We start from the raw sequence: 21,875 nt of genomic DNA, 5'->3' as shown, positions 1-21,875 counted from the left end.
AAATTAAGCATTACGGCATCAATAAAAGCTATTACTTTTATGGAGATTTTTTATTCTATGGATTATTCTGAAAACACGGTGTCCTACACCTCTACAAATAGCTATGTTACACTCAATACACTAACAACCCGGACAAAAAATGTTTGGATTGTATTGCATGGTATTGGTTATTTAAGTCGCTACTTTTTGAAATATTTTGATAATCTGCCTCCTGAGGAGAACTATATTATTGCTCCACAAGCACCCTCTAAATACTACCTGAACAACAAATACAGGCATGTAGGTGCCAGTTGGCTCACCAAAGAAGCTACAGAGCAAGAAACGCAAAACGTCTTGGCCTATTTAGACGGTGTACTCGCCATGGAAAACTTTCCTGAAGATTGTAATTTTATTGTATTTGGGTATTCGCAGGGCGTTTCTATTGCTACCAGATGGGTTGCTAAACGAAAAATAAAATGTGATCAAATGGTATTATATGCCGGAGGAATTCCTAATGAGCTAACTGCTTTAGACTTTGAGTTCCTACAGGAAAACCAAACAAAAGTAACGACCTTAGTTGGTGATGCAGATGAATATTTAACTAAAGATAGAAGAACTTCCGAGTCCAATAAAATTATAAATCTATTTAACGGAAAGGCTGAGCAAATATTCTTTGAAGGAGGCCATGAAATAAAAAAAGAACTTATCCTTAATTTAATTTCATGAGCTCAGCTATTACTCTAGAAAAAAACTTGGTTAAATTAGTTCCCTTAAAAGAAACACATGTGGAGCCGCTCTGGCCTATCGCTCAGCAGGTAGACCTATACCAATATGGGTCTAACGATATTTCTACAAAGAACAAATTAAAGGCCTACCTCATGACCGCCTTAAATGAAGCGCAGCAAGGAAAGGCCATACCGTTCGCTATCTACAACACATCAACCAATGCATGTGTGGGTAGCACTCGTTTTGGTCATATCGATCATAAAAACAAAGTACTACATATTGGATGGACATGGATTGCTCCTGCGGTTCGTGGTACCGGCTTTAACCATCAAATGAAATTCTTGATGCTCAGTCACGCTTTTGAAAAAATGGGATTTGAAAAAGTTGAGTTCAGAATTGACGAACGAAATATACGCTCCAGAAAGGCTGTAGAAAAATTAGGTGCATCCCTAGAAGGTACCCTAAGAAAGAATATTATAACTAAAGACAATTTCAGAAGAAATTCTTGCTGTTACGGAATTCTAAAACAAGAGTGGGCAGGAATAAAACAAACAAAATTTAAGGACTTTATATGAGCCAAGAGATAGCACAGATTACCTTAGTTGTTAAAAACTATGACGAAGCAATTAACTTTTATACTAAAAAGTTAGGTTTCTCCCTTGTAGACAATATTGACCTTGGTGATAATAAAAGGTGGGTGACCGTATCTCCTACAAGCCATAATGGATTTTCTCTTTTATTGGCCGAAGCTACGAATGAAGAGCAGCGGAAGGCAATTGGCAACCAAACGGGAGGTCGTGTTTTCCTATTCTTGCATACGGATGATTTTTGGCGTGATTATAAAACAATGAAGGACAATGGTGTTGAGTTTAATGAAAATCCTCGCGAAGAAGCTTATGGTACCGTAGTAGTTTTTAAAGATTTATACGGTAATCTTTGGGATTTGATTGAAAAGAAATAACCAACTTATAAGTTTTTAAAACCTTCTATCCGGGGAAAAAGGTTCAATATTCATAGATATATTTCTACCATCTACTACTTCAGAGACCAATTTTCCTGTAGCAGGGCCCAAACTCCACCCCATCATGGCATGCCCTGTAGCAAAAGTTAAGTTGGCACATTTGGAAGACCTGCCAATGTAAGGCAAGCCATCTGGTGATACGGGACGCAACCCCGTTTTTACATTGGCAATCTCATTTTCATTTATATCTATATTGGGATAATACTTCTTTGCTCCATTGGCAATGGCAATCACTCTTTCTTTACGGATAAAATCGTTGTTTCCCGAAAATTCCATTGTACCGGCAAAACGAGTAAAACCTTCCATTGGTGTTACGGCCATTTTAGACTCCATAAGTATGGCCGGGATGGTTACTCCGGTGGGTCGTGCCACATTAATACTATACCCTTTCCCTCCTTGTAATGGTACATTAAGATGAAGTTTTTTTGCAATTTCCCCACTCCATGAACCTGCCGCTAGGACAACTTCATCTGCCTTATAATTAGATTTTGAAGTGAAGACCTCCTGAATGTGCCTCCCTTTTAACTTTAGATTCAAAACCTCTTCGTGGGTTCGTATATCCACGCCAACGTTTTTTAGATAGGATATCATTTTTGGCATAAATTGGGTGGGCGTGGAATGTGCATCACACTCATAATGAATAGCCCCTTTTGCATCAATAGCTACTTCTGGTTCAAGTCTGGCCAATTGCTTTTTATCCAATTCTTTTACTTCAAGACCAAGAAAAGCAGCTTTACTGGCTACATCTTTCTCATGACGATAAGCCTCCACCGTCTTGTAAAGCATTAATAGTCCCTTTCGCTCCAATTGAAAATCTCCTAAATCACCGGAGGTCTTTATGCCTTCAAAAAGTTCAAGACTTAACGTATTTATATCTTTGATGACCGGTATTGCCTTAGTTACTTTTTCTTTTGTTGAAGACTTGTGAAAATACCAAGACCATTTAAAAAAATCAGTGTCCCATCTAGGTTTCATATAAAAGGGGCTAGCTGAATTGAACATCATTTTGATTCCTTTGGCAATCATTCCTGGCGAAGCCAACGGAACTATATGACTTGGCGTGATATATCCCGCATTTACGAATGACGCACCCGCACTCATATCGGACTTATCAATAACCGTAACCTCATGTCCCTCCTTACTGAGGAAGTAAGCAGAACTCAGGCCAACGATTCCCCCTCCTATTATTATAATTTTCTTGCTCAATTCTCTTCTGTATTATATCACCTGAAACCCATGTGCGTAAGGGTCGTCATCATCTATTGTAATTGTATTGTGACCGTATATTTTCGCCCACCCTTGAATACTGGGGTAGATTGCCGTCATCCCATTCAAAACGGTCTCCTCCTCTACACGGCCGATAAATTTTGAACCTATAAAGCTCTCATGAACAAATGCTTCCCCTATTTTCAACTTTCCTTTGGCGTACCATTGGGCCATTCTTGCAGAAGTACCCGTACCACAGGGAGATCTATCAATTGCCTTATCTCCATAAAAAACAGCATTTCTGGCAGTTGCTTCTGGGGAAATAGTTTTTCCTGTCCACAAAATATGACTGACGCCATTAATGCTATTATCATCCGGATGAATAAATGTATCGGGATATTCAGTATTTATTTTATCTCGGATTTCTTTGCTCATTTGCACCAACTTTCCTGCAGAAAAATCTTGAATTCCCGAGAAGTTTTTTTGCGGATCTATAATGGCATAGAAATTCCCTCCATAAGAAACATCAAATATCAATTCACCTAAAACCGAGCTTTTTATAGTTAAATCTGTAGCTGCTAGATAAGATTTTACGTTTGTTAACTTTACCCAATCTACCTTTTTATCAGTTTGTTGATAAGTGATTTTCACTAAACCAGCTGGAGTTTCCATACGTATCTCTCCTGGAGTTTTAGGTTTTAACAAGCCCTCTTCGACACCTATGGTTATCGCTCCTATAGTTCCGTGACCGCACATGGGCAAGCACCCACTCGTTTCAATAAAAAGAATACCAAAATCGTTTTCAGGATTTGCAGACGGATAAAAAATACTACCACTCATCATGTCATGACCCCGGGGTTCAAACATAAGACCTCTACGGATCCAATCGTAATCCTTTAGAAAATGCTGTCGTTTTTCGCTCATAGTTGAGCCGCTAAGCTCAGGGCCACCATGAGCTACCACCCTAACGGGATTTCCACAAGTGTGTGCATCAATACATGTGAAAATACTAGTCGCCATAACTCAACTATTTTTTAATTAACAGTACTTTTATTCTATTTTTTTACTCGTATGTTCACTATCCACAATACGCATTATAGCAAGTGGATTCTCATTTTGCAATGCTTCCGGGAGTGCTTCCTGTGGCCAGTTTTGAAAAGAAACGGGTCTCACCCAACGCTTAACCGCAGAAACTCCAACCGAAGTAAACCGACTATCCGTGCTGGCCGGAAACGGCCCACCGTGTTGCATAGAAGGACAGACCTCTACCCCTGTAGGCACTCCGTTAAAAATTATACGTCCTACTCTACCTTGCAAAGCGTCTACTGCCGTACGATACAATTTTAATTCGTCTGCATTACCGAGCACAGTTCCCGTTAATTGTCCCTCTAAGCGATTTAGGATTTCCGTCAATTCCTTTGCATCGGCACATCTTACCACAACAGAAAAAGGACCGAATACTTCTTGATGTAATTTTGGATTTTTCAAAAAATTGGTTCCATTAACCGTCAACACCTTTTGTTGAGCATAATTTGGGGCAACAGATTTTCCATATTCCGCAACCACATCCGTACCTCCTTGGGAAGACACCTCTTTCTTCCCTTTTTCATAATTGCTATGAATATTAGGGTGTAGCATACATGTAGGCTCCAATTTATCTATTTCCTCGCCAAGGGCATTAATAAATACATCTAGCGAAGTGCTTTTTATCCCCAATATCAACCCTGGATTGGTACAAAACTGACCTGCACCTAACATAACCGAACCCGCATATTGCTTGGCCCAATCTATCCCTTTTTCCCGCAAAGCGGATGGTAGTGCAACCACAGGGTTAATGCTTCCCATTTCCGCAAAAACAGGAATAGGTTCCTTACGTTCATTTGCCAATTTATAGAGTGCCGTTCCTCCTTTAATACTTCCGGTAAAACCAACTCCTTTAATTTTTGGGTGAAGTACCAATTGTTGACCTACTTCAATACCACTACTATTTAAATTTGAAAAAACGCCATCCGGCATATTTGTACGTTCCGCCGCTTTAATTACCGCCGAAGAAATGAGCTCCCCAGTACCGGCATGCATTGGATGACTTTTTACGATTACCGGACAACCGGAAGCCAATGCGCTGGCCGTATCACCACCGGCGGTAGAGAATGCAAATGGAAAATTACTAGAACCAAAAACCGCAATAGGGCCAATGGGAAGTAACATTTTACGTAAGTCAATTTTGGGTAAAGGTTTCCTATCCGGTTGAGCGGTATCAATTGTAGCTTCAACCCAAGAACCTTCCTTTAATAATTGAGCAAACGCCCTTAACTGCCCCATTGTACGGCCTCTTTCCCCAACGGCTCTACCCTCTGGCAAACCTGACTCCCTACAATAGGTTTGTATAACTTCATCCCCTAAAGCCTCTATTTCTTCGGCAATTGCTTCTAAAAATTCAGCTTTTTTTGCACCTGAAAATGTTTTGTAGCTTTGGAAAGCTTCACTTGCCTTACTAACAGCACCATCTATTTCTTCCTTTGTGGCCTCATGAAAAGTCCACTCCGTATCCAAATTTAATTTTGGATCAAAGGTTTTATATGTGTTCGCTCCATTTGACGAAAGTTCCTTTCCTATATAATTTTTTCCTGTAATCATAATATGATGTTTCAACGCTTAACAATGAGCATGAAGCTACTCTATTTGAGATAAAGCACCAAGAATTTCAAAGAAAGTCTTTTGCCTTATAATTGAGAATAAAGATCAAAGATTTTGCTTCTTTTTTGGGATTACTTTCCTTTGAATAGCCCTGAGATTATTTATTTACCGATCAACTTCAATGTTTATATAAGATTAAAATCTCTACAAAAATTAATTAGTATACTAAACCAATTGCTTGTTCACATTTGTTAAACTCTTATAATCCGGTAAAACTGGTCTATTCTTTAAACCGGTATTAATAACGCTTAAAACTCGTTCACGCTCTTCGCCCCGTAACGGAAGCCTTGGTTTTCTTACAGTTTCTGTTCCAATTCCCGTAGCTACTTCGGCCAACTTAATATTCTGTACCAACTGCGGACTTATATCCAGCTCCAATAAAGGCAGAAACCAACGGTAAATTTCGGTAGCTTCTTTGGTGTAACCCGCTTTTGCCAGCTCGTAAATTGCAACTGTTTCAGCTGGAAAAGCGCAAACTAGACCCGCTACCCAACCATCGGCACCTATAAGAAGGCTTTCTAATGCCAAAGGGTCAACTCCGGTTAAAATACTTAGGTCAGAGCCAAACTTGTTTCGCAAACGCCCAATATTAATAATATCTCTAGTAGATTCTTTTACGGCTGTGATATTTTGCAACTCCACTAATTCTTCGAACATACCAACCGTTACCTCTATTTTATAATCCACGGGGTTATTGTAAATCATTATAGGAAGTTCTGTGCTCTTGGCTATTTCTTTAAAATATTCAACAGTTTCATAATCGGTAGATTTGTAACGCATGGGAGGAAGAACCATTAATCCGTCCGCACCACTATCTTCTGCGTCTCTTACCGATTGGAGTGCAACCTTTGTAGCCTGCTCCGCAATGGTCATAATTACCGGAATCTTCCCTTCAACAATGTTAATAGTTTCTTTAACCAAAATGATTTTCTCCTCTGACGTTAAGGTACTTGCCTCACCTAAAGACCCACCTAAAACAATTCCATGAACACCCGCTTTTACCTGAGCTTCTATATTGGTCCTGAACATTTTCAAATCTAGTGTATCGTCCGGATTAAATTTTGTGGTTACCGCTGGCATAACGCCTTTCCATTCAAATTTCATGTGATTGCCTTTTAATTATATCATTCAAAATTAAATCGCTTTCATGATCTACAATTAGATGATTTTATCAAAAAATTAGATTATCTTATCCATAAATTGCTGTAAAGTAACAATACAAGCGTTAAATGCGCTTATTAGAAATATGAAAGTACATCCGTTTCAGGTACCAAAACCTTTACATCAGAATCTAATTGTACAAGTAGACCGTGAATTGGTATTCTATGACAAACTGCATCAGCATGCAGAAATACAACTGACCTTAATCGTTAAAGGAAAGGGGAAACTGATTATAGGTGATAGTGTCCACCCCTTTACGGACGGGGATTTTTTTGTAATTGGATCACACAGTCCCCATTTGTTCAAAAATGAAATATCAGACGAAATGGTTCATAAAATTTCTATATTCTTTACCGAAACCACTTTTGGAGAATCCTTTTTTGCACTGCCCGATTTAGAAGAATTACAAGTATTTTTAAACTCATCAAAAGAAGGGTTTCATGTGGTAGGAAATACGGAAGCAATTCACAAAACTATGATTGCCCTTCCCAACTTGGAAAAACTAGACCGATTCATTTGTTTCGTGCAATTGCTACAGAACTTGATCAGTGCCGATAAAAAGACCTTAACCAACTTTGTCTACCCAAAAAGAATTGGTAGTTCACAAGGTCAACGTATGCAAACTATTTTCTCATATGTAGTAACGCACTTTCAAAACGACATAGATTTAAAAACCGTGTCGGACCAAGTTCACATGACGCCCAATGCCTTTTGTAAATTTTTTAAACAGCACACGAACAAAACATTTTTCCAATTCTTGATCGAGCTTCGTATTGAACATGCTTGTCAGCTATTAAAACGAGAAGATGACAACCTCTCTATTTTGGAGATTTCGGAACAATCCGGGTTTACCTCCATTTCTAACTTCAACAGGCAATTCAAGAAACTAAAAAATGTAATCCCTTCTAGATTTGTGTCTCAACAGAAAACGAATAGACCTACTATGAACAACGCCTAGTTTTCCGTAACACCAAACTTGTAGGTACAATACGAAGTATATGTTTCCCCTGGATTTAAGCGTGTACTAGGAAAATCCGGCTGATTAGGAGAATCGGGGAAATGTTGTGTTTCAAGACAAAAAGAACCTCTACGAACATAAGGATTTCCACTTTTACCAATATCGGAACCATCTAAAAAGTTACCACCGTAAAACTGTACGCCTGGTTCGGAAGTGTAAACTTCTAAGGTTCTACCACTGTTTGGCTCTACTACTCTAGCCGCAAAAGTAAGGCCTTCATTATTTTTAGGTTCTTCATTAAGAACAAAATTATGATCGTATCCTTTTCCTATTTTTAATTGTTCAAAATCTGCATTAATATCTTTTTCAATAGTTTTAGGCGCTCTAAAATCAAAAGGGGTGTCCTCCACATTCATTATTTCCCCCGTAGGAATCAACCCATTATCCACAGGTGTAAACTTATCCGCATTTAACAGGACCACATGATCGTTTACAGTGCCCTCTCCTTCTCCTTTTAAATTAAAAAAAGAATGATTGGTGAGGTTTACATAGGTAGGCTTATCCGTCTTTGCCTCATAACTAATCCGTAGTGCATTATCATCAGTAAGTACATAACTCACCGTAACTTCTAAATTACCCGGATACCCTTCTTCCATATCTGGAGAAACACGACTAAAGCTAATGCTATTATCCGTATGGTCGTCAACCTTCCAAACAACACTCTCAAAACCGACCAGACCGCCATGAAGGTGGTTTTCATTATTATTGATGGCTAAATCATAGGTTTTACCATCTAAACTAAATTTTCCCTTTGCAATTCGGTTACCATATCTACCTATAACTGCGCCAAAGAAATTCTTTTTCGCTCTGTAATCCTTCAAATTATCAAAACCTAAAACCACATCGTCAAATTTACCATTCTTATCCGGTGCATATAATGACACTAGACGTTGACCGTAATTTGTGAAGGTGACCTCCATACCATTGGCATTAGTTAAAACAAAGAACTTTACGGAATCTCCTTCTATAGTGGTGGTGAAATCTGCAGGGTTAATATTTTGCGCGTATTTTGCGCTTGGTGTTTTTGAAACGGATTCGGTCATTTTTTCTTTTTTCTTTTGATTACAAGAAATGCTTATAGCACTGGCAAGGCTACAAGCGATTAGTAGTTTTATAATTTTCATAATAAGAAATATATCTAGATTTGATAAAACCTTGAGCAAGTTAATTAAAAAAGTAATGGACCTGCGTACTAAATATTATCTAGTAAGAGACCGGTTCTATTTGTTTTCGTTATTTTTGGAAACTTTATGAAAGCATAACTCACATCACATGAAAAAACTCATAATCCTTAGCATAGGATTGGCTATGGCCTGTAATTCATCGCAAACCACTGTTTCCGATGGAAATAAAACTGTAGCTACTAAATCTACTCAAACCCCAGAAACTTTCGCCGAGACTATAACCGAAAGTGAACTAAAAGAACACTTGTACACCTATGCCTCCGATGAATTTGAAGGTAGGGAAACAGGTAAACCTGGACAAAAAAAAGCTGTTGAATATTTAAAAGCAGCATATGAAAATTTAGGAATTCCAGCCGCTCAGGAAAACGGTGATTATTTTCAAAAAGTGCCGCTCGAAGTCAGTCAGCTGCCTGTTGGTTCTCTTACTGTTAACGGTAAGGAATATCCATTAGGAGACGATTTCCTAACTTTTTCAAAAGCACAAGGGTCTTTTGATAATATCGTTTATGCCGGTTATGGTATTGAAGATGGCGATTATTCAGATTACAAAAACATTGATGTTACCGATAAAGTGGTTCTGGTAAAATCCGGAGAGCCTTTAGCCGCAAATGGAAACTATCTTTTATCCGGAACTTCGGAAAAATCTATTTGGAGCAATATGTCCGAATCTTTAGGCAAACGTTTGGAATTGGCTACATCAAAAGGCGCTAAAGGCATTCTTTATTATGACGAAACTAATTTTTCCCGTTTTAAAAGTAGGTTTAATTGGATGAAAAATAATGATAGTGGAAGAATGGAACTTTCTAAAGATGGTGCGGACGATTTTTTTAACTTCTTAATCAACGCTAAACTCGCTAAAGCCATTTTACCAAATATCCAATCTGACGATAAGCCAAAAAAAATAGCTAAAAAACTAGCCGTAGACGTGCGAAGTGAAAATAATGGGATTGAATCTGAAAATGTTGTTGCCGTGCTAAAAGGTTCGGAAAAACCAGATGAATATCTGGTGTTGTCCTCTCACTTAGACCATATTGGTATTACCGCAGATGGCGAAATAAATAATGGTGCTGATGATGATGGTTCTGGAACCGTTGCCCTTTTAGAAATTGCCCAAGCGTTTAAAAAAGCGGCAGATGCTGGTCAAGGCCCCAAGCGTTCCATTGTTTTTTTACATGTTACCGGTGAAGAAAAAGGGTTGTTGGGTTCTCAATACTATGCCGATGTAGATCCTATTTTTCCTTTGGAAAACACAGTGGCCAACCTAAATATTGATATGATAGGAAGAATTGATCCTAAACGTACAGGTGATCGGAATTATATTTATCTAATCGGCTCCGACAAACTTAGTACTGATTTACATGAGCTATCTGAAGAGGTCAACACCAAATACACTAATATTGAATTAGATTACACCTATAATGATGAGAACGACCCTAACCGTTTTTACTATAGAAGTGATCACTACAATTTTGCTAAGAATAATATTCCTATCATCTTTTACTTTAATGGTACGCATGATGATTACCATAGACCGGGAGATACACCGGATAAAATTAATTACGATCTTCTAGAGAACCGTACACGTTTGGTTTTCTATACTGCGTGGGAAGTTGCAAATAGAAAAGACCGTGTTGTTGTTGATAAAGCAACTAAATAAAAATATGAGCCCATAAAAAACCTGCTCTATAGGGCAGGTTTTTTTATGTCCAAATTTCAGCAATGTATATTACCAAAAAGCCCTGTCAATTAAGACAAGGCTTTTTATTTTGGGGTGGAAGACCGGTTTCGAACCGGCGACCTCTTGAACCACAATCAAGCGCTCTAACCAGCTGAGCTACAACCACCATTTGTAAGCGGTGGCAAAGATACTTTTTTTCAAGTAATCTTTCAAAATAAAACTTCTGTTATTTTTATACGTCATCAGATTACACCATAGAACGTGTTGATAATGAATGTCTAATGGGAAACAAAAACTTCAAAAACATCGATAAAGTGCAAGGTACTTACGTTAAAACACACAATTTTTAGCGTTTCACAACAATTATTAGAGATATCTACATCATGTAGATAAATTAGATGAATAATTAATTTTCAAAATGCTTTTTGTCAAAAATCTTTCTTTGACCCCCAACCGGTTATCTCAAATAGGTATTTTCCTCTTTGGAATACTGGTTTTGTGTACTGCTCAGGTAAAAGCGCAACATGAGATTAAAGACAGTTTACAAACACGCATTAAGGAATTAAGAAATACTCCCAATTTTTCCCCTAAAGACACCACTCACATCAACCTGTTAAATGACCTGGCTTACGAATTAAGGTATTATAATACGGACAGTCTTCTTTTGCTTTCACAGCTTGCCCTAGACTATAGTAAGTCTTCCCACTACAAAATAGGAGAAAGTTACGCATTAATAGGTATGGGTAATTATTATTCCGATAAGGGAGATCATACCCAAAGTATGCTTTACTTTAAAAATGCGCGCTCCATAGGCAAAATGATAAAAGCTGTTAAACCGCAGTTGAGGGCCCAGAACAATCTTGCTTCAGAATTCGCATATATTGGTGATTACGCAAAAGCTCTAATCTACTATTTGGAAGCTATAGATATCGCCAATGAAAATGACGACAAATTCATGCAGTCCGTGCTCAGTGAAAATGTAGCCAACCTATACGCTTCACAAAAAGACTATGTGCAGGCCTTGGAGTTTTACAAAAACGTAAAAAAGATTAACGAAGAAATTGGCAATGAGATATATTCTGCGGAGACCATGAGCAATATAGCCTCTTTATATGCAGATATGGGTGAATTGGAATACGCCATGTACAATGCCAACTCTAGTATTGCCATCTTTGAGAAGAACAAGAAAATGGAATGGCTTGCGTATGGTTACGCTACAAAAGGTAAAATCTATTTAAAGGACAACAAACCGGAGTGGGCACTATATTGGTATAGCCAAAGTGAAATGTTGCACAAAACCATTCAGGATGATCGAGGCAAAATAGAGTTGCTAAACGGAATGTCTCAAGCCTATCTAGGAATGGGTAAAGACAGTATTTCTGAAAAATATGCATTAGATGCTTACGCTATTTCCAATGACATACAAGATATGGAAGAGTCTCAGCAATGTGCTAAAACGCTATATCTAATTAATAAGAACAAAGAAAATTACACCGAAGCTTTAAAATATCACGAGATATATCAGACGTTGTCAGACACACTATCACGAAACGAGAACAAAAAGAGTCTGACCATGTTGAAAACCAAAATGGAACATGAAAAACAAAAGGCAGATCTTATAGAAGAAAATAACAAACAGCTAGACATGCAACGGGCTTATGTTAATGTAGCCCTAGGTATTCTTGTAATTTTCATTATCGTTACTTTATTGGTCGGTAGAAGTGAGAAAATCCAAAAAAACTTAAATTCGGAACTTCAGAAGAAAAAAGAAGATTTAGAGCAAAATGAACTTGCCCTACACGAAATAAACCGTACCAAAGACAAACTATTTTCTATAATTGGTCATGACCTTCGTGGTCCCATTGCCGCTTTCCAAGGGTTATTAAAATTATTTAAAGATGGGGAGATAGAACAAAATGAGTTTATGGGATTCCTTCCTAAGCTCTCTAATGATATCGATCACATATCTTTTACTCTAAACAACTTGTTGACTTGGGGCCAGACCCAAATGAACGGTGCGGTTACCAGACCTGAAGTAGTTGCGCTAGAAACGGTTGTAAAAGATAATATCGATTTACTTTCCGAGATAGCAAAAACAAAATCTATACGTCTTATAAACCATTTGGAAACCAAGACACTTTCTTGGTCAGACAGTAACCAAATAGATATTGTTGTTCGTAACCTCATAAGCAACGCCCTAAAATTTACACCTGAAAACGGTATGATAACTATTACTGCCATTGAAAAAACAAAACAATGGCAAGTTTCAATTAGAGATACCGGTGTAGGTATGACAGAAAAAACGATTGAAAGGCTATTTTTAGATAACTCCACATTAACAACTTACGGCACCAATAATGAAAAAGGTACTGGTCTAGGTCTATCTCTTTGTAAAGAAATGATAGAGAAAAATAATGGAAAAATCTGGGTAGAAAGTACTTTTAGAAAAGGAAGTACCTTTCACTTTACCTTACCCAAGGCTAAAAACAAATACCAACGAACTGCTTAGATTAAATCGTCAATATTTTTAACAGCAACAAAACGTTCTGTTGTAAAACCCTCGGCATACTCTACTCCTACCAATCTCCCTAAATCCCTAGCTCGGTAATTTACACTTTCAATAAAATTTTTACTGCTTATGGGCGTTTCCGGTTCCTTACTATTAGGATCATGAAACTGTGACGAATATGCTAAAATCGCCTCTGTTTTCTTTTCAATAAATTCTGAAATATCTACAACAAAATCGGGCTCTATATTTTTCCATTGAATATAATGGTACACCACTTTAGGCCTCCATTGTCCTTGGTTCGTCTCTTCTCCATCTAACTGCGTATCAATTTTCACCAATCCACTTAAAAAACAGGCATCACTAACCAATTTACTTCCCTTACCATGATCTATATGGCGATCATCTATAGCATTACATAAAACCATATCCGGTTGGTATTTCCGTAGTATTTTAATGATTTCTAATTGATGCGCCCTATCGTTCACAAAAAAACCATCTGCAAACCCCAAATTTTCACGAACCGTTACTCCCAATATTTCAGCGGCGGTAGTAGCCTCCTTATCTCTTATCTCCGCGGAACCCCTCGTACCAAGTTCGCCCCGGGTCAAATCTATAATTCCTACTTTTTTACCATTGGCAATGGCTTTGGCTATAGTTGCTCCGGCACCAAGTTCAACATCATCTGGGTGAGCGCCAAAAGCTAATATGTCTAATTTCATTCGTTTTTCTTGAGTATTGATAATCTTTAAGGTCTTTTGAGCCTAACTAGTCGTTATTACATCAGTAGACCTTACTTTTTCCAATGCCTGTTCTATGTCCGCTATTAAATCCTCTGGTTCTTCTATACCCACTGAAAAGCGAATTAAACCGTCTTGAATTCCCTGTTTAGCTCTTTCCTCGGCACTCAAAAGTGCGTGCGAAGTTTTGGTCGGCGAAAGTACGGTACTCTCCACCCCTGCCAAACTCATAGAAGGTTTAATTAATTGTAGTTCTCTCTGAAACTGAGCTGCATCATAATCTTCGTTTAATTCAAAAGACAGCATACCTCCAAAACCATGCATTTGGGATTTTGCCAGTTCATGATCAGGGTGACTTGGTAAACCTGGGTAATACACTTTATTAACAGCGTTGTTCTCATGAAGATATTCCGCCATACGCTGGGCATTCTCATTTTGTGCCTTCACCCGTATTCCCATAGTCTTTAAACTTCTTTCTAAAAGCCAGACCGTGTAATCACTAAGGCTTCCGCCAAAATTCTTTGCCAAACCAAAAATACGATTGATATTTTCTTCGGATGATGCAACAGCTCCTGCCAAAATATCGGAATGCCCCCCCATATATTTAGTCGCACTATGAACAACTACATCAATACCAAAGTCAATAGGATTTTGATTGACAGGACTAGCAAACGTATTATCGATCATGGAAACTAGGTCATGCTTTTTAGCCAACATTCCTATAGCATCCAGATCGGTTATGGTTAACAATGGATTAGAGGGGGTTTCAATATAAATGACCTTGGTGTTAGACCTAATCTTTTTTTCAAAATCCTCAGGACGCCATCCTTCGGTAAAAGAATATTCTATACCAAATTTCTCAAACTCCTCTACCACCAAATTATACGTCCCTCCATACAAAACCTGTTGAAGAACAATATGGTCTCCAGCTTTTAAAAAAGCCATAAGCGAAGTAGTAATAGCAGCCATACCACTGCCAAAAATGAGTCCTGCTTCAGCATGCTCCAAAGCTGCAATTTTTCTGCACAGTGCTTCTTGATTTGGCGTATTAAAGTATCTAGGGTACCGTTTTGCATCAACGCCTTCAAAAGCATACGAACTGCTCATGTATAAGGGCGAAATTGCTCCTTTAAACTGTTCATCTTTCACTTCACCCACATGGGTACAAATTGTATTCAGGCCTATTTTCTTCTGCTGCATATTTTCCAAGATTAAGAAGGATAAAGTTACAAAAAGCGGATTAGACGCTCACCTTTTTCCAGTTTCCTTTTTTAAACCAAATCATAGAAATTATGGCCAATAGAACCTCTGCAGCGGTAATTGCAATGAACACGCCCATAGCCCCCAAATTAAATGTTATGGCGGCCAAGTAAGCAAATGGCAGTTGAAACAACCAAAAAGCAATAAGATTAATCTTAGTAGGTGTACCTGTATCTCCAGCCCCATTAAAAGCCTGAGTCACCACCATACCATAGGCATAGAAAATATACCCTATAGCTATTATCTGAAGACACAACCCTCCATTTTCCACCACTATGGGATTAGTATTGAACCACGCAACGATATCGTAAGCAAAGAGGAGATAAATCACCGAAACAACCCCCATAAAAATGGCATTGTACTTTCCTGTTTTCCAGACCGATTTTTCTGCGCGTTCCGGTTGTTGGGCACCTAGGTTCTGCCCAACTAATGTAGCCGCTGAATTGCTCATACCCCAAGAAGGCATTAACGTAAATAACATTACCCGGATGGCAATCGTATAACCAGCCAATACCTCGCTACCAAATTCCGACATCATGCGCATTAAAAATACCCAGCTAGAAGTGCCAATTAGAAATTGAGCGATTCCCCCAAGAGAAACCTTAATAAGATTGAACATTACACTAAAACGAATGACAATATCTTTGAACCCTATTTTTATACGGCTCCATCCAAAGAATAAAACCGCTAGTTGAAACAAAACGGCAGTTCCTCTTCCAATATTGGTTGCTATAGCAGCTCCCATTACTCCGTATTCCGGTATTGGACCCCATCCGAAGATAAAAATAGGGTCAAGAATAATATTGAGTCCGTTAGAAAGAACCAAGGCCCACATAGCAACGGAAGCGTCACCCGCTCCCCGAAATATAGCATTGATAAGAAACAAAAGTAGAATAGTAATATTACCTCCTAATAAAAGTTGGGTATAACCATAGCCCTCCGCTATCAAATCTGGTTCAGCTCCCATAAGAGCCAGAATGTCTTTGGCGTAGAAAACCCCCAAAACACCTACAATTACCGAAACTAATACTCCTAGAGCAATTGCTTGCACGGCGGCTTCTTGTGCACCTTTGATGTCTTTTGCCCCAATTCTCCGAGCAACGATTGCAGTAGCTGCCATGCTCAGGCCAATGGCAACCGCATATACCAAAGTAACTACGGATTCGGTAAGTCCAATGGTTGCTACGGCATTTACGCTTACCTGTGATACATAAGCTATATCTACAATGGCGAAAATAGATTCCATCATCATCTCCAAAATCATGGGGATGGAGAGCATAAAAATAGCCTTGCGGATACTTCCGGTGGTAAACTCTGTTTCTTTACCCGTAACGGCAACTATAAAGTACTGAAACAGTCTTTTAAATGTGATTCTATTTAAGTGTGGCATTTGAAATGAAATTATGTTGATAAAAAGAAAAGTATGTCAAAACCGAACGAAGAAAGCACGATTCATTTCTAGGCAAAAACCTAGCGACATTTATATGGAACATAATTTCTATAACTTCATGATGTTGCAAAGATGCAAAAAAAAGTGAATCGACTCCTCCAAAAAAAGAAAAAACACACTAGAACTACTTCGTTTTGCGTTTATAACTTACTTAAAGTTAGCAGTATGAAATACAGTCAGCATATATATAAGCATATTTTCACTCTATTATTCACATGTCTGATCGCAAGTGCATGTTCCAAAAATTCTGATAAAAACACCGATACCGGAGAAAATTCTAAAGAACAAATCCAAACTGTAACAGATGACGAAGGCAACACTAAAGAAGTAGATGTTTCAGGAAATAAAAAGTCTGTAGGTGATTCTTCTAATGATCTATTGAGCCAAGACACCTATAACGCCATTATATTTGAACTGTTTTATGTAGCAGGATTTAAACCAACGGAAAGCACAATTGAAAACTTTGAGGAATTCGTTTCTCAACGATTGAATAAACCCGAACAAATTAGTCTAGAATTAATAGAAATTGAATCTCCTGGGCAAGAGGTGTATTCCATAGAGGATATTCGTGACCTTGAAGATGATATACGCACCCAATATAACCTAGAGAGTACTATTGCCGTGTTCGGTATATTTCTTGATGGCGAATATTCTAAAAACACGGAGAACGGGTCTGTTCTTGGTATTGCGTATCAAAATACATCTTTTGTTATATTCGAGGAAACCGTAAAAAGTTTTAGCGGTCAAACACTTGGTCCGAGTCTTGCTGTTTTAGAAAGCACTGTTCTGAAACATGAATTTGGACATCTATTGGGAATGGTAAATGCCGGTACACCAATGCAAACTGAACACCAAGATACAGAACATGGTCGCCATTGTACCGATGATAAATGTTTGATGTACTGGACTGCGGAAACCGGTGAAGGACTGGTAAACATGCTTAGTGGAGGTACGGTGCCCAACTTTGATTCTCAATGTTTAGCCGATTTAAAGGCGCATGGAGGAAAGTAAAACCGCCTCGTATACCTATGTCCAAACGAACATTAGTACTCGAAACGGCTTGTTATTTCAGGTTGTGAATGTACTAAGGTTTTTAACCTCAATTATTTCAATTCCAACTCTTTGATCTCCACATCAGACGTACCTCTTATTGCCTCATAATCAGCAATTAGCTCTTGTAGTTTTTCAGGATTTTCCTCTGCCACGTTTTTAGTTTGACTTAAATCCTCTTTTACATTATACAACTGGTACTCGCTGTCGTTACCTAATTCAATATTAACTTGCGTATTAACTGCAGCACCCTTATATGGTGGAATCATTGCCCAATCTCCTTTTCTTAAAGCCGTTCTAGAACCGGCTTCCAATACTAGTTCCGTTCTTGCTTCCTTAGTTTCACCCATAAAGGCCTCTAAGAGATTCTCACTATCCTCTCCTTTTTTATCGCTGCCTACCAATGTCGCCAAGGACGTAAGTAAATCCACCTGACAAACCAAAGCATCTGATTTCCCCGGAGCTATCTTTCCTTTCCAATAGGTAATAAATGGAACACGCGTACCCGCTTCAAAAAGACTATATTTTCCGCCACGCAGTACTCCCGCTGGCGTATGGTCACCTAATTTCTCTTCTGAATCGTCATAATAACCATCATTTACCACAGGACCGTTATCACTTGAAAAAACAATCAGCGTATTTTCCAATAACCCTTGGGCTTCCAAAGTTTTCATGAATTCACCTACAACCCAATCCGCCTCAAGAATAACATCGCCACGTGGTCCCATTCCTGATTTACCCACAAATCTTGGATGTGGCGTACGCGGCACATGTGGTTGTTGTAATGCGTAGTATAAGAAGAAAGGTTCATCTTTATGGTCTGTTACATAGGCTTGCGCTTTCTCCAAAAAGTGATCTGCCATATCCACATCCTTCCATTGAGCAGCTTCGCCACCTTTCATGTAACCAATACGTGGAATTCCGTTTACAATACTATTATTGTGGCCGTGATGCCATTTCATGGTAGTCAACTCCGGGTTGTCCAAGCCTGTCGGCTCCCCTTCAAAGTTCTTCTTATAATCAACCTCGATCGGATCATTGGGGTCTAGACCGTCTACATTGCCATTGTCTATATATACTGTTGGAACCCTATCTTGTGTTGCCGCAAGAATATAAGAATAATCAAAACCGACTTCGTTCGGCCCTGGTGATACTCTTTCGTTCCAATTTACATTTCCACTTCCTAAGCCCAAGTGCCATTTACCTACTATACCCGTAGCATAGCCTTTTTCCTTTAGCATTTTAGGTACGGTCAACTGATCCGTACTTATAATTAAAGGTGCCGTTCCCGGAAGTATTTTCGCATCTTTGTTTCTCCAAGGATACCTACCGGTAAGAATGGCATAACGACTTGGCGTACATGTGGCTGAAGTAGCATAACCATTGGTGAATTGAACACCACCTTCCGCCAAAGCGTCAATATTGGGCGTACTCAATTCGGTTGCTCCATAGGAACTAAGGTCTCCGTACCCCAAATCATCCATATAAATGAAAACGATATTGGGCCGCTTTGGACTTTCGTCCTGAACTACCGTTTTTTCTTCCTTTGACTTACAGCCAGATAACACCAGCAATAAGATGGCGCCACTCAAAAAATACTTCCTTAAACTTGTCATGAACTATTTTGTATTTATAAATTAATCTACTCTCAAATTTATTCCTTTTCGCTTAAATAGAAATTACCTTTTTAGGATCAATGGTTATTTCTATACCACTTATGGTTTTTTCTGTTGCCCCTTCTCCTATAAGTAGGGTGTATTTCCCCTTTTCGTATACGGAGGGCGTATAACTATTCCCTTTAATCCGCATAGCATGTACCAGTTCTTTGGTATCTTCATTGATAAGCTTCACCAACTGATCTTCTGTTTTTAACTTTAACTTTGGAAGAAATCCTATTGCTCTTCTTCCGTCATTATCCGTTTGTTGAATCGTTAACGGCCACCCGGGATAGGTGTTCTCTTCAGAATTGTTATTCAAATCCGCTAAAAATCGAATAGCCTCCATTTTTATAGTACGTTCAGAAGTATTAAAAGTAACGAGCCCATACCCCGAAGCTTTTTTCTGCGCCTTTTGGTATCTGTTGAATTCTTCATCAAAATCATCTGTGGGGTTACCAACGGCATAAATGAAGTTATCGTTTCCAAAACCATCACGATAACATCCTGTGTTCGGTAATCCGTGTGCCGGTCTATCCGTATAAGGAACGTTTACTGAATCTGGTTGTCCCCATCTTGGGTACCCTGTAGAAATAGCTGGCGTACAAAATGTCCAACCTCCATCCCTTGGTTCATTTACACTGTATTGTACCATAAATGGCAAATGCTGATCACCATTAATGTGAAAAGCACAAGCTTTTCTAATTGTTTCAACAACCTTATCCCGTTTTGATTTTGGCCATCCTCCCGAATCAAGGTCTCCAAAAAGAAATTCTTTTGTTGGCCCGTGATGTGTTCCCACATTGGAGAAAAGCGTCTGACTCAGCAATACTTTCATATTGGCCCCTTGCCAATCTGCAACCCATTTTTCTAGAAAATGGAGTTGTCTTTGCCCCATAAAAGAAAGGGTTTCCGCTTCCAATTCCCCTTCTTTTGCAGGAGCGGTCAAGTGATCTATTCTGCCCTCGCCTTCCCTAACCATTTCTGGTCCGGATTTAAAAAGACGATCACTGACAATGGCAAAACTGACCTTACCATATACCAGCTCCGTATACCAAGTGGTCATGCCGGATTTTAAAGGTGTAGCATCATAAGCATCTGGCATGTGACCACATTGTGTCTGGTTCACCACATTTACAAAATTGGGAGTCTGTACCAAACCACCATGGGCATCACGCACTTTCTCCCATTCTTCAAATGAGATTCCTTCTCCCCCTTCTCCCCAAAGGTTTCCTTGATACACATCATGATCATCCGGTGTACATACGCTTGGTCTATTTTTTAGAACATCGCCAAACGCCCATCCGAACATATACCATTTGCCCAAATAATTTAAAATAGCCTTATTTTCCGGTTGTCTTTTAATAGGATAACCACCGTTACCTTCATACAATTGGTCTCCTGAAAAATAGAGCATATCCGGATTGGACTTATCTAAATTTTCAACCAAAGGACGGTACGGAAACCCCATAGCATGCTGACATGTTAGTCCGCCAAAGGTTAACGCTCTATCCGTAGGTTCTTCACGTATAACGCCTTCGTAACTATGTTTTTTCTTATTCAAACTGTAACGTAGACGGTATTTTACATCTTCAGAAGCATCCCAGTTAGCAACAGAAAAAATTGAAGTAAAAGAAACAGGATCTATTTGTACCTTATCTGCTTTTACCCATTTCCCATTCCTCAAAAACTGCAGTTCCACCTTTTGTGAGTCTTTGGCCCCTACAGGCGGTAATTGAGCGGTAAGCTTTAAATTCCCTTGCGACAAGGTATACATTGCCCATAAAATAGGACCAAAACTGTTATCTGGTTCATGTTGAACCTTTGTGCCCGATAGATTTATAGCACCCCACCAAAAAGTACTTTCCTCTTTTTCTCTCCCTTTATTCTCAAGAGCGACTAACCCGTTTATATTTTTATCTACTGAATACTCTAGAGTTTTAGAGATACCTGCACTATCAATTACTTCAAGGGTCAATTCTGTAGCCTTAGCTTTAGTTTGTCCATTCAGTTGAAGGGAGAAATTTTTAAAGTCGAATTCCGCTGGAAGCGATTCTTTCTTCTTATCAAGATATATTTCCCTATCTAGATTTACCCCTACGGATATACCTTTCCCAAAATAACAGGCAGCTTTTACACTTTTAGGATCGGTGAAATCTTTAATTCCTACGGAAAAACCAACACCTCCTTTTTTGCCCTTATCCGCTAGTAACCCTAAGTTTCCTTTCAGCACAAAATCACCTTGATTCTCACCTAACACATGGGTTAAGATATGTAGCCTTGACTGTTTTTCTACACCGGAAAATTCCAATCGGTTGTTTTTTATTTCCCAATCTTCCATGGGTACCGCCCAGAAAGAGCTACCAATCCACACTCTATCATTCAACTTTTTAAAATCCGCTGAAAAACTAGAGCTAGCAGAATCTAATAATGTCCCTTTCTCAAATACCATTTCTTTGGCAAGAATAGGATTAAAAGGACTTGCCAGCATGGGCACGGCAAGTCCTAAATTTTGTATAAACTTTCTTCTTTTAATGGTCATGC

17 protein-coding genes and 1 tRNA gene are annotated in these 21,875 nt (G+C 38.7%); 7 read left to right on the top strand and 11 right to left on the bottom strand.

Annotated features, from left to right (window positions below; translation table 11 throughout):
- Positions 1 to 39: 39 nt before the first annotated feature.
- The 3 genes from P0077_RS17780 to P0077_RS17770 are packed head-to-tail and all read left to right on the top strand — an operon-like array spanning position 40 to position 1,666.
- On the top strand, positions 40 to 705 hold the full coding sequence (locus P0077_RS17780; RefSeq protein ID WP_276166551.1) for an alpha/beta hydrolase: 666 nt from the start codon (positions 40 to 42) through the stop codon (positions 703 to 705).
- Positions 702 to 1,280 carry a GNAT family N-acetyltransferase gene (locus tag P0077_RS17775; RefSeq protein WP_276166550.1) on the top strand — a complete coding sequence of 193 codons (579 nt, stop codon included), beginning with the start codon at positions 702 to 704 and terminating at the stop codon, positions 1,278 to 1,280. The genes P0077_RS17780 and P0077_RS17775 overlap by 4 nt, the downstream gene beginning before the upstream one ends.
- On the top strand, positions 1,277 to 1,666 hold the full coding sequence (locus tag P0077_RS17770) for a VOC family protein (protein ID WP_276166549.1): 390 nt from the start codon (positions 1,277 to 1,279) through the stop codon (positions 1,664 to 1,666). Before P0077_RS17775 ends, P0077_RS17770 begins: the two co-directional genes overlap by 4 nt.
- Before the next feature lie 15 nt (positions 1,667 to 1,681).
- Here the strand turns inward: P0077_RS17770 and P0077_RS17765 are convergent, their stop codons facing one another.
- From P0077_RS17765 to P0077_RS17750, 4 genes are all read right to left on the bottom strand, one after another.
- Complete coding sequence (locus tag P0077_RS17765) at positions 1,682 to 2,932, bottom strand: NAD(P)/FAD-dependent oxidoreductase (protein ID WP_276166548.1); 1,251 nt, start codon at positions 2,930 to 2,932, stop codon at positions 1,682 to 1,684.
- 12 nt (positions 2,933 to 2,944) lie between these two features.
- Positions 2,945 to 3,952 carry a 4-hydroxyproline epimerase gene (locus P0077_RS17760; RefSeq protein ID WP_276166547.1) on the bottom strand — a complete coding sequence of 336 codons (1,008 nt, stop codon included), beginning with the start codon at positions 3,950 to 3,952 and terminating at the stop codon, positions 2,945 to 2,947.
- 30 nt (positions 3,953 to 3,982) lie between these two features.
- Positions 3,983 to 5,569 (bottom strand): aldehyde dehydrogenase (NADP(+)), encoded by a 1,587-nt coding sequence (locus tag P0077_RS17755; RefSeq protein WP_276166546.1) that lies wholly within the window; start codon positions 5,567 to 5,569, stop codon positions 3,983 to 3,985.
- Between the two features lie 225 nt (positions 5,570 to 5,794).
- Positions 5,795 to 6,733, bottom strand: coding sequence for a dihydrodipicolinate synthase family protein (locus tag P0077_RS17750; protein WP_276166545.1), 939 nt, complete (start codon positions 6,731 to 6,733; stop codon positions 5,795 to 5,797).
- A 142-nt stretch (positions 6,734 to 6,875) separates the two neighbouring features.
- Here P0077_RS17750 and P0077_RS17745 point away from each other — a divergent pair, with 142 nt between their 5' ends.
- On the top strand, positions 6,876 to 7,748 hold the full coding sequence (locus P0077_RS17745; RefSeq protein ID WP_276166544.1) for an AraC family transcriptional regulator: 873 nt from the start codon (positions 6,876 to 6,878) through the stop codon (positions 7,746 to 7,748).
- Here P0077_RS17745 and P0077_RS17740 read toward each other — a convergent pair.
- Entirely contained in the window at positions 7,745 to 8,932 is a 1,188-nt protein-coding gene (locus tag P0077_RS17740; protein WP_276166543.1) for an aldose epimerase family protein, read from the bottom strand. The two genes, P0077_RS17745 and P0077_RS17740, sit on opposite strands and share 4 nt — an antisense overlap.
- A gap of 148 nt (positions 8,933 to 9,080) precedes the next feature.
- Here P0077_RS17740 and P0077_RS17735 point away from each other — a divergent pair, with 148 nt between their 5' ends.
- Positions 9,081 to 10,649, top strand: a complete 1,569-nt coding sequence (locus tag P0077_RS17735) for a M28 family peptidase (RefSeq protein ID WP_276166542.1) — start codon at positions 9,081 to 9,083, stop codon at positions 10,647 to 10,649.
- 110 nt (positions 10,650 to 10,759) lie between these two features.
- On the opposite strand, the gene P0077_RS17730 is transcribed toward P0077_RS17735, so the two are convergent.
- Positions 10,760 to 10,836: transfer RNA gene (locus P0077_RS17730), tRNA-His, on the bottom strand.
- A 276-nt stretch (positions 10,837 to 11,112) separates the two neighbouring features.
- On the opposite strand from P0077_RS17730, the gene P0077_RS17725 reads away from it, so the two are divergent.
- Entirely contained in the window at positions 11,113 to 13,179 is a 2,067-nt protein-coding gene (locus P0077_RS17725; RefSeq protein WP_276166541.1) for a tetratricopeptide repeat-containing sensor histidine kinase, read from the top strand.
- Here the strand turns inward: P0077_RS17725 and bshB1 are convergent.
- From bshB1 to P0077_RS17710, 3 genes are read right to left on the bottom strand one after another with little or no spacing between them, the layout of a single operon-like run.
- Positions 13,176 to 13,898, bottom strand: a complete 723-nt coding sequence (bshB1, locus tag P0077_RS17720; protein WP_276166540.1) for a bacillithiol biosynthesis deacetylase BshB1 — start codon at positions 13,896 to 13,898, stop codon at positions 13,176 to 13,178. The two genes, P0077_RS17725 and bshB1, sit on opposite strands and share 4 nt — an antisense overlap.
- Before the next feature lie 42 nt (positions 13,899 to 13,940).
- Positions 13,941 to 15,116, bottom strand: coding sequence for a trans-sulfuration enzyme family protein (locus P0077_RS17715; protein ID WP_276166539.1), 1,176 nt, complete (start codon positions 15,114 to 15,116; stop codon positions 13,941 to 13,943).
- Between the two features lie 40 nt (positions 15,117 to 15,156).
- On the bottom strand, positions 15,157 to 16,566 hold the full coding sequence (locus P0077_RS17710; protein WP_276166538.1) for an MATE family efflux transporter: 1,410 nt from the start codon (positions 16,564 to 16,566) through the stop codon (positions 15,157 to 15,159).
- Positions 16,567 to 16,791: 225 nt separating this feature from the next.
- Here P0077_RS17710 and P0077_RS17705 point away from each other — a divergent pair, with 225 nt between their 5' ends.
- On the top strand, positions 16,792 to 17,637 hold the full coding sequence (locus P0077_RS17705) for a membrane metalloprotease (protein WP_276166537.1): 846 nt from the start codon (positions 16,792 to 16,794) through the stop codon (positions 17,635 to 17,637).
- Positions 17,638 to 17,729: 92 nt separating this feature from the next.
- On the opposite strand, the gene P0077_RS17700 is transcribed toward P0077_RS17705, so the two are convergent.
- On the bottom strand, positions 17,730 to 19,292 hold the full coding sequence (locus tag P0077_RS17700; protein ID WP_276166536.1) for a sulfatase family protein: 1,563 nt from the start codon (positions 19,290 to 19,292) through the stop codon (positions 17,730 to 17,732).
- A gap of 52 nt (positions 19,293 to 19,344) precedes the next feature.
- A complete protein-coding gene (locus tag P0077_RS17695; protein ID WP_276166535.1) occupies positions 19,345 to 21,873 on the bottom strand; it encodes an alkaline phosphatase D family protein in 2,529 nt (842 codons plus the stop codon).
- Between the last annotated feature and the right edge of the window lie 2 nt (positions 21,874 to 21,875).

Origin of the sequence: Zobellia alginiliquefaciens, from assembly GCF_029323795.1 — a bacterium.
In the GTDB taxonomy this organism is placed as follows: domain Bacteria; phylum Bacteroidota; class Bacteroidia; order Flavobacteriales; family Flavobacteriaceae; genus Zobellia; species Zobellia alginiliquefaciens.
This window is presented reverse-complemented; position numbering and strand designations above follow the sequence as displayed.